Raw genomic sequence first — 13,147 nt, forward strand, 5'->3', positions numbered from 1 at the left:
TTACACCAATTCTTTCCGCAATTTCTTTTACTTCGCCACTAGCGAACTTTTGACCTTCTACGCGTGACTTTCTTCTGGCAATACGAGCTTCTTCTGACTCTTTTAAAATCTTGTCTCTGTGTTCTCTTAACTCAATAAGTCTTGGCACAGCGTCAATTACATTTGCTCTTTGTTCTGGGGTTATAGCTTTTGCAGGCATAGTTTGTTCTCCTGCGTATTGCATATCATGAAACTAAAATACGAGTCAACCTAGTGATGGTTTAGCTGCAATATACATCTTTGTATAATGCTTTTTAATTTCGTTTATGATAAAACTAACAGTATCAAACCAGGGTAACCGTAACGCTGCTGACGGTATTGCTTTAGCTCAAACTGTAGAAGCCGGCATGGACGAGATCTCAGGAATGCTCCAGAAGATCCGTACTCTGACTGTACAAGCAGCTAATGGCACTAACACAGCTGAAGATCGTAAAGCACTGTCTAAAGAGGCTTCCGCTTTAGCCACTGAAATCAACCGTATTGCTACCCAAACTACTTTCGCTGGTAAACATGTACTTAACGGTATTGGTGCAACCTCAATTTACGGTAATGGTGGCGGTCAAGGTAATCAAGGTACTGCTGGTAAGGCAGGCGATGATGGCACCATGACTCTGCAGGTCGGCTCCAACAAGGGCGACACTATTTCGTTTACTGCTCAGTCAGCAATGTTTTCAAAGCTCACTGGCGCCGTGGGTGATCTTATTGCTGCAGGTGCAGATAAGGTATTTGGCACTAACGACGCAACCGGCCAAGTCACCGTCACTTTCACAAAAGCAGACTTTGCTAATCAAACAGCTGCAAATGGTATTGGCTCCGTTATTGCGCTTATGGATACTGCCATTGCAAAGATTGATGGCATGCGAGCCGATTTGGGCGCGATCCAGAACCGTTTAGAGTCATCTATCCGCAACCAGTCTAATGTTGCAGCTAATGAAGCTGATGCTCGTAGCCGTATTCGCGATGCTGACTTTGCTGAAGAATCTGCAAATCTATCCCAGCAGTCCATCATTCAGCAGGCAGCCGCCTCCATGCTGATGCAGGCTAACACCCGTCCACAGCTAGGTCTGAGCCTTTTAGGTTAATCTGAGGAGTCACTACTATGGCAGTATATGTAAATACCAATTATTCAGCTCTTCAGGGCCAGCGCTATTTAGGTAACGTCCAGAACCAGCTCACTACCACATACCAGCGCTTATCAAGCGGTATGCGTATTAATAGCGCTAAAGATGATGCAGCAGGCCTCCAGATCGCCGATCGACTGACCTCCCAAATCAACGGTCTCAACCAGGGTAACCGTAACGCGGCAGATGGTATTGCTTTAGCTCAGACCATCGAAGCTGGTATGGATGAGATGGCAGGCATGCTTCAGAAAATCCGTACTCTCGCTGTGCAGGCAGCAAACGGTACTAATACCAAAGAAGATCGCGATGCTTTAGCTAAAGAAGCTACTGCATTAGCAACTGAAATTGGCCGTATTGCAGATCAAACTACTTTCGGTGGCAAGAAGATCTTAAAGGGCTATCAAAAAACTGATGGTATTTACGAAGGCACTAAGCAAGGTGCAGCTAACGGTTCCACTGGTCGACTAACTCTGCAGGTTGGCTCAAATAAAGGCGATACCATCTCATTTGATATCAGAAACTTCCAGTTCTCAATGATCGCATCTGCTGCAGGCTTAAAAGATAATATTGCAGCTGCTGCTCCTACTGGTGACAAGCATTTTGGTCTAGTTAATGGTGAAATGAAGGTATCATTCTCCACTGCAGACAACGCTCAAAAGATCATTGAGCATATGGATAAGATGATTGCTGTAGTTGATGGCCAGCGTGCTGATCTTGGCGCGATCCAGAACCGTTTAGAGTCATCTATCCGCAACCAGTCTAATGTTGCTGCTAATGAAGCTGATGCACGCTCACGTATTCGTGATGCAGATTTTGCTGAAGAATCTGCAAATCTATCCCAGCAGTCCATCATTCAGCAGGCAGCCGCCTCCATGCTGATGCAGGCTAACACCCGTCCTCAGCTTGGCTTAAGCCTCTTAGGCTAAAACTAAAACACCTCTTATTACTTTAGTTTTTTTAAAGGCAGCCTTATGGCTGCCTTTTTTGTGTCTATGGCATACACAAGTCTTTTGGGACGCTTTTACCTTCTAGGCTGTTGTGATTATGCTTTTATTGTTAATGCACAGTATTGGCTAGAATGCCTTATATTCGGGCAAAAAGTGCGTTATTATGAGTTTTTGCCTAGTTTTAGTGCGCTTAAGGGTAGCCTTGCTCCAAATCAGGCTATAATGCTTAGGATTGTCACGAAAGGCTTATTTGTCCGTTAATGGACGGCTAATTGTTATTAGCCTTATTAGCCTGCAGCTAGTTTTTGTTGAAAGCATTTACTCATTATGACTTTGTAAATGCTGGTGGCTGGTTCGTGGCCTTGGATTCACTTTTTTAGTTTACTTTACCGACACAGAGCCATAACTCAAGTTGGGCGTTGTTAAATGCAGGATACTTACGTTTTTGTTTTGGTTTTCTTGCAGCTACCCTAATCGGCCTTGAGGAATGGATTTTGGAGATTTTCATGAGCAACGTAAATGATCAAAGCAAGAAGCGACTTCGTATTGCTATGCAGAAGTCAGGTCGCTTAACTGATGAAACTGAACGCTTATTTAAGAGCTGTGGCATCAAGATTAACGAAAACCGCGATCATCTACTCGCTCATGCTGAGAACATGCCGATTGATATCCTGCGTGTCCGCGATGATGACATCCCTGGTTTAGTCATGGATCATGTAGTTGACTGGGGTATTGTTGGTCAGAATGTTCTTGAAGAGACCTCCATGCAGCGCAAGGTTGATGGTCTTGCAACTGGCTACAAGGTAGTAACCGAGCTCAATTATGGTGATTGCCGTCTGGCCATTGCCACCCCACAAGAAGAAGAGTGGACTGGCGTTGAGTGCCTGCAGGGTAAGAAGATTGCCACTACCTATCCATTCTTACTGCGCCGTGCTTTATCTGCAAAGGGCGTAGACTTTAAGATCGTACTGTTGACTGGTTCTGTTGAAGTTGCTCCACGTGCAGGTCTTGCTGATGCTATCTGCGATCTCGTATGCACTGGTGCTACTTTACAGGCTAACGGTCTTAAGGAAGTTGAGACTATTTTCGAGTCAAAGGCAGTTATCATCTGCCGTGACCAAGAACTCTTCCCTGAGAAAAAGGCTATTGCAGACAAGATCTTAACCCGTCTTAAGGGTGTCATGACTGCAAAAGAGTCCAAGTACATCATGATGAATGCACCACGTGACAAGCTCAAAGAGATCACAGCTTTACTCCCTGGTGCTGAAAACCCATCCATTATTGAACTTGAAGGTGATAAAGAGCGTGTAGCACTGCACGTAGTATCACGTGAAAAGCTCTTCTGGGAAACTATGGAAAGCCTCAAAGAGTTAGGCGCATCCTCCATTCTGGTTGTCCCAATCGAGAAGATGCTCGACTAATTACACCTTCACTGATTCAGCTGCGATCTTATGCTTTGGCAGCTGTTAGGATTTGTTCAACGATTTAATTGAGATGCAGCGTGGCTTTTGTCATATGGCTGCATCTTTCATCTTGCAAAATAATAGGCACTAAACCTTTCTACGCCGTGCCTTAATTCAGCGCGGCTGCATGTAGTGTTTGTTCGGCTGCAGTGGTGTTTGTTCGGCTGCATGTAGTGTTTGTTTGGATGCAAGAAGGATGAGGTTAAATGGATATTATTGAGTGGAAGGCACTTGATGAGGGCCAGCGTAAGGCTACTTTGCTGCGACCTGCTCAAGCGTCTGAGGGCAAAGTATCAGAGATCGTCAGCGATATCATTAAGAACATTCGTGAGCGTGGTGATGAGGCGCTTAAAGAGTACTCTCGTACCTTAGATCGCTGCCCTGATGAAAAGCTTGAGCTTACTGCAGATGAGATTGCTAAGGCTTGTTCAAATATCGATCCTGAGCTTAAGGAAGCTATTGATAAAGCCTACGTAAACATCCGCAAATTCCATGAGGCTCAACAGCCTTGCCATGCTACAGTTGAGACTGTACCTGGTATCGTTTGTAAAACTGCTACCCACCCTATCGAGAAAGTCGGCCTGTATGTGCCAGGCGGCTCTGCTCCATTAGTTTCTACTGCACTGATGCTTGGCGTTCCTGCTGAGATTGCTCAGTGTCCTGAGGTTATTTTAACCTCCCCATACCCTCTTTCTGATGCCATTATCTATGCTGCCTCCAAGTGCGGTATCAAACGCATCTTTAAGTTAGGTGGTGCCCACGCTATCGCTGCTATGGCCTATGGCACTGAGTCTGTACCAAAGGTTAACAAGATTTTTGGACCAGGCAATCAGTACGTAACTATGGCAAAGCGCTTGGTGAGTGAGGATGCTTTAGGCGCTGCTATCGACATGGCTGCAGGCCCATCTGAGGTACTGGTCATTGCCGATAAGAATGCTGATCCGGACTTTGTAGCAGCAGACTTACTGTCTCAAGCTGAGCATGGCCCTGACTCTCAAGTAGTATTAGTTTCTGATAGCCGTGAGTTATTACAAGAGACTAACGAAAGATTAGAAATCCAACTTGCACAGCTACCTCGTGCTGAAATTGCCCGTGTAGCTATGTCACATAGTCGCTTCATCTTGGCTCCAAACCTTGATGAGTGTATTGCGATTTCAAATGCCTATGCTCCAGAGCACCTGATCGTACAGATTGACGATCCTGAAAGCATCGTCTCACGTCTGTTAAATGCCGGCTCTATCTTCCTTGGTGCTTACACTTGTGAGTCTATGGGTGATTACGCCTCAGGTACTAATCACACCTTGCCTACTTATGGCTATGCAAAGTCAGCCTCAGCCTTAGGCACTGATGACTTTAGACGTCGCTACACCATCTCTTGTGCAAGCAAGGAAGGCTTAAGAAACATTGGCAAGACCGTAGAGTTACTGGCACAGGCTGAGGGCTTACAAGCCCACGGTAATGCCGTTACCTTACGTCTGCAAAAGATTGGTCGCAATCAGGACTAGTAGCCTGCCCATATGATGTATACAGCATAGGCTCATTAAGTTTTGATCTTTTTTAAGACTCCTTGCCTCGCTTATGCTGTTTTATCAACTTTGATGGCTACAGTATCATCAAGCAACTATCTAAGATGCCAGCTTCATCGCAGATCGCATTGCCGCGTCGTGTTAAGATGCTTTCTTGCTAGTGAAAAGGCAATTTGCTAAGCAAACTGCGGGATACTATTTGCTGCGCTTTACGTGGCACTTGGGTTGATATGCCGCATTAGAGCATGCGTCTTTTTTGCATGTGGTGCCGTGAGTGCTTGTCTCTAGCAGTGAGTGCTTGTCTCTAGCGGTGAGGCCTGTTTGGGCTTGGTTAAAATCAGTTTATTTTGGTTGCACGTTGTGGCAGCCGTTTTGAAAAACAATCGGAGAAATTATGGTTGATCTGACAAAGCTTGCATGTGAGCATGTACAAAAGCTTGAACCTTATATGAGTGCACGTCGTATTGGTGGTCATGGCCATACTTTCTTAAACGCCAATGAGTCTCCAAAGTCAGAGTTCTATATTTTCAACTCTACTACTCTCAATCGTTACCCAGATACCCAGCCTTTTGAGGTTACTCAAGGCATGGCTGATTACACTGGTTTAGCACGTGATCAGGTCTTAGCCTCCCGTGGTTCTGATGAGGCCATTTCCCTCTTAATTAGAACCTTCTGTGAAAACGGTGAGGGCATCGTTATCGCTCCTCCAACTTATGGCATGTACGAAATTGCAGCCAACACCAACCGTGCACAGGTTGCTTATGCCAAGCGTGAGGACGACTTTAGCTTAAAGGCTGCTGCCATTGCTAAGGCCATTAAGGAAGCTCCTTTCACCGTTAAGCTCGTCTTTATCGACAGCCCAGCTAACCCACTTGGCAATATGTTCTGCCACGAAGAGTTAAAGACTCTGCTCAAAGAGTTTGAGAACGTTCTCTTCGTTTTAGATGAGGCCTATATTGAGTACGATCCAAGTGCCACTACTGTGCCTTTAATGAAGGACTTTTCAAATCTCGTAGTATTACGCACCTTATCTAAGGCCTTTGGTCTTGCTGGTATCCGTTGCGGCTTTACCTTAGCTCATGCTGATGTTATCGCGATGATGGCCAAGGTAATCGACCCATACCCAATTCCAGATCCAGTAGCTCAGATCGCTCGTCAGGCATTAGCTCATGGCGGTATCGACCTGATGCGTGAGCGTGTTACTAAGTGCCTAGAGTTACGTAACTCCTTAAAGGAAAATCTCTTAAAGCTCAGTTGCGTTAAGAAGGTCTTTGAGTCTCATGCAAACTTCCTCTTAGTTGAGTTTGAGGATGGTCCAAAGGTCTTTGAGCACATGCTGCAAAAGGGCATCATCCTGCGCTCCTTTGAGACTAAGCCAGGCCTTAAGAACACCATTCGTATCACCGTAGGTACTCCTGAGGAGCTTGATGAGGTGATGCGTGTGTTAACTGCTCTTACTGGTCAGTAATACCAATAGCAACCCTTTAACGCCTAAGATTTAGGCAAACCTTATATTTCAGGCCCCTTAAGCACTTTGCCTCTAAGGGGCTGTTTTTTAGAATTTAACCTAAAGCCATTTTCCACGAAGATACTAACAGTATGCGCCTATAAGACGCAGCATAACACTTAGCCTATTTCTGGCCCTTTACATAGTGCTATCAAGCTAGGTCAGACCAAAATTACTTTTTGTCTATGTCTTTCATTTTGGTCTAAAGCAAAAGAGCTTAGTCATACTGCATCGCCTAGGCATTGCTTTGTTGCCTAGCATTTGCTGAGGTATTGTTAAGCCATGACTTTGCTGCCTTAGCTTTGCGTAGCCTTGCTGGCATTTCGTGCATCTGCTGGCTGTGCTTACATGTGCTGGCTGTGCCTGCATGTGCTTGGCCTCTACCGAGCATCTGCCTTAGCTACTTTTGCTTTGGCTAGTATTTGCGATGGCGGAGCGTGCGTCTTGCTCTAGCATAGTGTTGGATATTGGTCTTTAGGATAACTATGATTTACCCATGCAAAAGTATCTCTTTATCGATCGTGACGGAACTTTAGTATGCGAGCCTGAGGACTATCAGGTTGATGCATTAAACAAGATTAAGTTCCTGCCTCGCGTAGTACCTGCTCTCTTAAAACTGCAGGATATGGGCTTTAAGTTTGTAATGGTCTCTAACCAAGATGGCCTTGGAACTGACTCATTCCCACTTGATACCTTCACCCCTGCCCATGAGTTCATCCTCAACACCTTAGAGTCCCAAGGTATTGTCTTTGACCAGGTCTTAATCTGCCCTCATAAGCCAGAGGATAACTGTGAATGCCGTAAGCCAAAGCTTGGCATGGTACAGGCCTATCTGCGCTCTGATGCTTGGAGCCGTGAGCACTCTTACTTCATTGGTGATCGTGATACCGACATCACCATGGGTATTGCTATGGGTGTTACTCCAATCTGTGTCGGCCTTGAAAGTGAAGTAGCTGACAGCGCATGTGACTCATCTTGCAATTGCACTGGCAATAGCAATGTTGGCACCTTAACTCCAGCTAACGTAAAGGCTCGTACTTGGGATGAGATCGTTGAGTTCATTTCAAGCCGTGAAGCTGCTTTAGATAAGAAACAAGGCTGCTGCGATGGTCGTGTCGCTGTAGTTACTCGTGAGACTAAAGAGACCTCTATTTTCGTAAAAGTAGACTTAGACAACTCAGGCTCACGTAAGATTGATACTGGCATTGGTTTCTTTGACCATATGCTCGATCAAATCGCCGTGCATGCTGGCTTTAGCTGTGAAATTAAGGTACGTGGCGACTTATACATCGACGATCACCACACAACCGAAGATACTGGTATCGCCCTTGGCACTGCGCTCAAGAAGGCATTAGGCGATAAGCGTGGTATTGGTCGCTTTGGCTTTATCGTACCAATGGATGAGCTGCAAGCTAAGGTCTACGGCTGCCCAGATAGTGCTCGCTTTACCTTAGACAATCAGTGCGCAGTTACCTTAGAAGAGTCAACAAGCGATGTAGATGGCACCGTGGCTGTAGCTTTAGACATCTCTGGCCGCCCACATGCTGACTTTAGCTTAGATGCCTCCTTTACCCGAGACAAGATTCATGACTTTGAGACCCAAATGGTGCCTCACTTCTTTGAGTCACTAGCTTTTGCTATGGGTATTACACTGCATATGTCCGTTACTGAGGGTAATGCTCACCATCAGGTGGAGGCCTTATTTAAGGCATTTGGACGTGCTCTACGCCCTGCTATTGCCGTTGTCACCAATGAGTTACCTTCCTCAAAGGGCACTCTATAGGAGAAGGCTGTGAAGATTTGTATCGTCAATACTAAGTCTGCCAACTTCAACTCTTTAGTGCAGGCTTTAACACGCCTCGACGTTAAGGCTGAGATCACCTCAGATATTGCTACTTTAAGCTCTGCCGACAAGCTCATCATGCCTGGTGTGGGATCAGCATCTGCAGTTATGGCAGGACTCCTTAACACCTCCATTGATGAGGTAGTTCCGCTTGCAGGTGATGATGCTCAGCCACATAGCGAGCTTATCGACTTTATCCTCAACTACAAAAAGCCTTTACTTGGTGTCTGCTTAGGCATGCAGGTTCAGGCTGAACGCTCTTGTGAGGTGCCCCTTAACTCTGAAGTTAAGCACATCAATACCTTAGGCATTGTGCCAGGTACTGTACACCCACTTGATGTTAGCGTTGAGGCTCAAATGAATAATGCTCAGGGTAATGGTATTGTCTGCTGCTCTGAGGGCGCTAATAGCTCCACTTTAAGCCCACTGCCACTCCCACACATGGGCTGGAATACCGTCCATCATAACGGTCACCCATTGTTTAAGGGCATTGAAGATAACTCTTTCTTCTACTTTGTCCACTCATTTTGCTTAGACAAGTGCAGTGCTACTATCGCAAGCACCGTCTATGGCCAAGAGTTTAGTGCTGCAGTAGCTAAAGATAATTTCATGGGTGTGCAGTTCCACCCTGAAAAGTCTGGTGCTAATGGCGAGCGTCTCCTTAAAAACTTCATCGACATGTAGTTATCTACTTGTCTAGCTACTAACAAAACAATCAAACACCCACGGCCCCAAGCCGCCTCATCGAGGCTGCAGCAAGCCTAAAACAGCACTAATGCTAACAGCACTGCAAGTACTTGTAGATGACAGCCTTTAGCAGAATGCCTTAATACCAAGGATAAGCCTTAGACTCAGGTTTAGGCTTAAGCTCAGGTTCAGGCTCAAGCGTAGGCTTAGGCTTAATTTGAGGCTAATGCCCGTGCCGAGGCGTATGCCTGTACCATAAAGCATTTACATGCAATGGCATTCAAAGACATGCATCGATAACTCTCTTGCTTAGCTACAAGTAAGCTTATGAGCCTCCTTAAGCTCTGCCTTAAAGCTTTGCAACACAGCTAGTTTGAGGCTTGTCTAGTAAGTCTCAGCGGTGACTTAGGTGTCTTTTATCGGCAGACTTGATTGAATTTGTTAGTGGCTATAAACATCAACTAGTAAGAAGAATATGTTAATCCCTGCACTTGATCTTATCGACGGTCAGATTGTGCGCCTCAAGCAAGGCGACTTCAATGAGAAGACCGTATTTAACCTCGATCCAATTGAGCGCGTGAAGCAATATGCTGCAGAAGGTGCTGAGCTCATTCACTTAGTTGATTTAGATGGAGCTAAGGATCCTAAAAAGCGCCAATTAGAACTCATCTCCAAGATGACTCAGGCCTCAAGCTGCCCGATTCAGACTGGTGGTGGTATTAGAAGCTATGAGGATGTGCAATCATTGCTCGACTCTGGCGTTAAGCGTGCTGTAGTAGGCTCTGCTGCAGTAAAGGACAGAGAGTTTGGCCATAAGCTCTTAAAGGACTTTGGATCAGATGCTATCTGCCTTGCCTTAGACGTGCGTGTTATCGATGGTACTCCAAAGGTTGCAACCCATGGCTGGCTTGAGACTTCAGATGTGAGCCTCTTTGACTTAATTGAAGAGTTCTTAGATTCTGGTCTTGAGCATGTCTTAGTTACCGACATCTCTAAAGATGGCATGATGCAAGGTGCTAATAACAGCCTGTACGCTACCCTCTCAGAGCGTTATCCTAAGCTTGATGTTATCGCCTCTGGCGGTATCTCATCTCTTGAGGATATCAAGGCTCTACATGAGCTTAAGGTTAAGAGCGCGGTCTTAGGCCGTTCCCTCTTATCAGGTGCATTTACATTCCCACAAGCTCTCAAGCTTTGGAATGAGCTAGGCTAAACCCATACATATCGTAACTACTACCACTTAACTAAAGTACACAAGCACGTATGCTCGCTTAGCTTTATTACGCTGCCTTGCATCACAAGATGCGTGAGAGGCACACAAGCTTACTTGCAAGCAAGCATGAAGGCAGGCTAGCCTACATCCACTGGGCACAAGATAAGATCGTAGGCCATGAGATCATGGATCTATGATGGTAGCGCACAGAGCGCTATCTACATCGTGTTGCTAAGGTTGCATGCAGTGCTTAGGCTGTGCAGAGATGTAGGCATAGTTATAGATGGTGCTGCAGACTGTTCTAAGCTACATGCTATATGCTGCAGCTTATGCGCTAAGTTTGTGATGGTGGTTGCGATGAGCAAAGTAGTCAAACGAAGATGCTAGCGAAAAGAATTATTCCTTGTCTGGATGTCCGTGACGGCTTAGTTGTAAAGGGCGTTCAGTTTAAAAACCACGAAGTTGTTGGCTCTATTATTGACCTAGCTAAACGCTATGCTGATGAGGGTGCCGATGAGCTCGTATTCTATGACATCACTGCCTCTGCCCATGGCAAGAAGGTAGATAAGTCTTGGGTGGCTCGTATTGCTGAGGTAATCAACATTCCTTTTGCTGTAGCCGGTGGTATTCGTACCGTTGAAGCCGCTCAAGAAGTATTAGAATACGGTGCCGATAAGATTTCGATTAACTCACCTGCCTTGTCCGACCCAAGCTTAATTACACGTCTTGCCGATAGATTTGGCGTACAATGTGTTGTCGTGGGTATCGATAGCTATTACGATAGTGAATCTGGTGAGTACCTCGTAAAACAGTTTACTGGTGACGAAAAGACCATCACTACTACCTCTTGGAAGACCTTAGATTGGGTTGAAGAAGTACAAAAGCGTGGTGCTGGTGAGATCGTTTTAAACATGATGAATCAAGATGGCATGAAGAACGGCTATGACCTCAAGCAGCTCAAAGCTGTACAAGAGGTATGTAACGTGCCATTGATTGCATCAGGCGGTGCGGGTAGTATGGAGCACTTCTACGATGCCTTTAATGAGGCTGACGTCTCTGGTGCTTTAGCTGCATCCGTTTTCCATAAGAGTATTATTAACATTGGTGAGCTTAAAGCTTACCTAAACGATAAAGGAGTTCTTTGCCGTGGTTGAGTTTTGTCATGGTTTTGCAAAGGTCAGTGAGCTTGATTTTGCCAAGGGCAACGGTCTGATTCCAGCAATTGTTCAGAACGCCCAAGACGGTCAGGTTTTAATGCTTGGCTACATGAACGAGGAAGCCCTGCAAAAGACTCTAGATACCCGCTTAGTTACCTTCTACTCCCGCGATCGTCAAAAGCTGTGGACTAAAGGTGAGGAAAGCGGCAACTACTTACACTTACGCGCAATCTCTACTGACTGCGACAAGGACACTCTGCTCGTCTTAGCTCGTCCAGAGGGCCCAACTTGCCACAATGGCACTAAGTCTTGCTTTGACGCATCCCCAATGTCCGATGCCTCAGTTAAGTACTTAGCTGCCTTAAAGGGCCTCTTCTAGTCAAAAGCTATCCTTTTGCCTTACACGACTGGCAGCCACCGTTGCTGCCAGCGTTTCACGCCATCACTAGCCTATCCTCTCAATCATCACGCCCATCAGCTAGGCATACAGCTTACTTACCCACGAGACGCAAGCTAAAGCTTAAGCTGCATTAGCAGCATCTGCGTAAAACTGCAGCCAAAACTGCAAGCAAAAACTGCAGGCAAAAAACACAGCATCCCCTATCTTGCCACATCATTTGCCACTTGCCATACGGTCAGCAAGTCCAAAGTGTCACTTAAGACACAAGCGGCAATTAGTGCGACGCTGCATATCTTTAAACAGCCTCAACATCCTCAAAAAATCCAGTATTTATGGCCATGATCTTTTGATCATCAATTTATAAAAGCATTGGCCTGAATCGTGCAAAGTATAAATACGATTTCGTAATGCAGCGAGCGACGAGATCGCAATTTAGATGATATGAGGATTATGCCATGGCCCTGTATGTTAATACCAACGTAAGCTCGATTAACGCTCAACGTAAGCTTGCTAACTCAACCTTAGCTCTTAATACCTCATATCAGCGTTTATCCTCAGGCCTTCGTATCAACAGCTCCAAGGACGACGCAGCCGGCCTTCAGATCTCTGATCGCTTAACAGCCCAGATAAATGGCTTAAATCAGGGAAATCGTAACTCCAACGACGGTATTGCCTTAGCTCAGACCATTGAAGGAGCCTTAGACGAAACCACCAACATGCTGCAGCGTATCCGTACCCTCGCTGTTCAGGCAGCTAACGGTACTAACACTGCCAAAGATCGTCAGGCTCTGCAAGAGGAAGTAAAGTCTCTTTCTCACGAGATCACCCGTATCGCCCAGAAGACCACCTTTGCTGGAGCTACAGTTCTTGATGGTGGTACAGCACCAAATAATTTAATGCGTAAAATTGCTGGCGCTGCCGGCGCACCAGACAAGTACGAATACTTCTTCCAGGTTGAATTTAGTGAAACACCTCTGAAAGACTTTTTGGTGCTGCAATCTCGCAAACTTGTCTTTTCCCGCGACTTAGTTTGCCACTAATTCTTTTCGTTCTTACACTAAATTTATTGCTTTTACCAAGATAACCGAGTCCAATCTCGGAAGATACTATGATCAGTGTGTTAAGATGTGCGTTCACAGCGAAAGACTGCAAACGCCACCACCAATAAAACACTGTGGTTAGTATAGCAGTCTTTCAGGCTTTTGTTAAATTCTTCACTTGCGAGAAAAAACATGTCTGCAAAG

The 13,147-nt window shown here is 45.7% G+C and carries 11 protein-coding genes and 1 pseudogene; 11 read left to right on the plus strand and 1 reads right to left on the minus strand.

Annotated elements, in window-relative coordinates:
• Positions 1-199: hypothetical protein (locus H524_RS15470; protein WP_044121805.1), on the minus strand; the 199-nt coding region annotated here is incomplete at its 3' end.
• A gap of 106 nt (positions 200-305) precedes the next feature.
• Here H524_RS15470 and H524_RS15475 point away from each other — a divergent pair.
• The 11 genes and pseudogenes from H524_RS15475 to H524_RS15485 form a co-directional block, all read left to right on the plus strand.
• Positions 306-1,121 (plus strand): flagellin, encoded by an 816-nt coding sequence (locus H524_RS15475; protein ID WP_052339061.1) that lies wholly within the window; start codon positions 306-308, stop codon positions 1,119-1,121.
• Positions 1,122-1,138: 17 nt separating this feature from the next.
• On the plus strand, positions 1,139-2,086 hold the full coding sequence (locus H524_RS0110680; protein WP_027940212.1) for a flagellin N-terminal helical domain-containing protein: 948 nt from the start codon (positions 1,139-1,141) through the stop codon (positions 2,084-2,086).
• Between the two features lie 527 nt (positions 2,087-2,613).
• Entirely contained in the window at positions 2,614-3,528 is a 915-nt protein-coding gene (hisG, locus tag H524_RS0110690) for an ATP phosphoribosyltransferase (protein ID WP_027940214.1), read from the plus strand.
• A 248-nt stretch (positions 3,529-3,776) separates the two neighbouring features.
• Positions 3,777-5,075, plus strand: a complete 1,299-nt coding sequence (gene hisD, locus H524_RS0110695; RefSeq protein WP_027940215.1) for a histidinol dehydrogenase — start codon at positions 3,777-3,779, stop codon at positions 5,073-5,075.
• Between the two features lie 415 nt (positions 5,076-5,490).
• A complete protein-coding gene (hisC, locus tag H524_RS0110705; RefSeq protein ID WP_027940216.1) occupies positions 5,491-6,564 on the plus strand; it encodes a histidinol-phosphate transaminase in 1,074 nt (357 codons plus the stop codon).
• Between the two features lie 535 nt (positions 6,565-7,099).
• Positions 7,100-8,386, plus strand: coding sequence for a bifunctional histidinol-phosphatase/imidazoleglycerol-phosphate dehydratase HisB (gene hisB / locus H524_RS0110715; protein ID WP_027940217.1), 1,287 nt, complete (start codon positions 7,100-7,102; stop codon positions 8,384-8,386).
• Between the two features lie 9 nt (positions 8,387-8,395).
• Positions 8,396-9,130, plus strand: coding sequence for an imidazole glycerol phosphate synthase subunit HisH (gene hisH / locus H524_RS0110720; protein WP_027940218.1), 735 nt, complete (start codon positions 8,396-8,398; stop codon positions 9,128-9,130).
• 478 nt (positions 9,131-9,608) lie between these two features.
• Positions 9,609-10,346 (plus strand): 1-(5-phosphoribosyl)-5-[(5-phosphoribosylamino)methylideneamino]imidazole-4-carboxamide isomerase, encoded by a 738-nt coding sequence (gene hisA, locus H524_RS0110725; RefSeq protein ID WP_027940219.1) that lies wholly within the window; start codon positions 9,609-9,611, stop codon positions 10,344-10,346.
• 380 nt (positions 10,347-10,726) lie between these two features.
• Positions 10,727-11,500: an imidazole glycerol phosphate synthase subunit HisF gene (hisF, locus tag H524_RS0110735; RefSeq protein WP_027940220.1), complete on the plus strand. Its 774-nt coding sequence runs from the start codon at positions 10,727-10,729 to the stop codon at positions 11,498-11,500.
• Entirely contained in the window at positions 11,493-11,882 is a 390-nt protein-coding gene (gene hisI, locus H524_RS15480; RefSeq protein ID WP_044122095.1) for a phosphoribosyl-AMP cyclohydrolase, read from the plus strand. Before hisF ends, hisI begins: the two co-directional genes overlap by 8 nt.
• Before the next feature lie 476 nt (positions 11,883-12,358).
• Positions 12,359-12,778 (plus strand): annotated as a pseudogene (locus H524_RS15485) (flagellin N-terminal helical domain-containing protein); the annotation flags it as partial.
• Positions 12,779-13,147: the final 369 nt, after the last annotated feature.

The sequence above is a fragment of the Anaerobiospirillum succiniciproducens DSM 6400 genome, assembly GCF_000482845.1.
Lineage (GTDB): Bacteria > Pseudomonadota > Gammaproteobacteria > Enterobacterales > Succinivibrionaceae > Anaerobiospirillum > Anaerobiospirillum succiniciproducens.

What these genes read in the sequence shown, in the direction of transcription:
- hisG (WP_027940214.1), top strand. Translation starts at nt 2,614, where the DNA reads ATGAGCAACGTAAATGATCAAAGCAAGAAGCGACTTCGTATTGCTATG.
- H524_RS15475 (WP_052339061.1), top strand. Translation starts at nt 306, where the DNA reads ATGATAAAACTAACAGTATCAAACCAGGGTAACCGTAACGCTGCTGAC.
- hisF (WP_027940220.1), top strand. Translation starts at nt 10,727, where the DNA reads ATGCTAGCGAAAAGAATTATTCCTTGTCTGGATGTCCGTGACGGCTTA.
- hisB (WP_027940217.1), top strand. Translation starts at nt 7,100, where the DNA reads ATGCAAAAGTATCTCTTTATCGATCGTGACGGAACTTTAGTATGCGAG.
- hisA (WP_027940219.1), top strand. Translation starts at nt 9,609, where the DNA reads ATGTTAATCCCTGCACTTGATCTTATCGACGGTCAGATTGTGCGCCTC.
- hisD (WP_027940215.1), top strand. Translation starts at nt 3,777, where the DNA reads ATGGATATTATTGAGTGGAAGGCACTTGATGAGGGCCAGCGTAAGGCT.
- hisC (WP_027940216.1), top strand. Translation starts at nt 5,491, where the DNA reads ATGGTTGATCTGACAAAGCTTGCATGTGAGCATGTACAAAAGCTTGAA.
- H524_RS0110680 (WP_027940212.1), top strand. Translation starts at nt 1,139, where the DNA reads ATGGCAGTATATGTAAATACCAATTATTCAGCTCTTCAGGGCCAGCGC.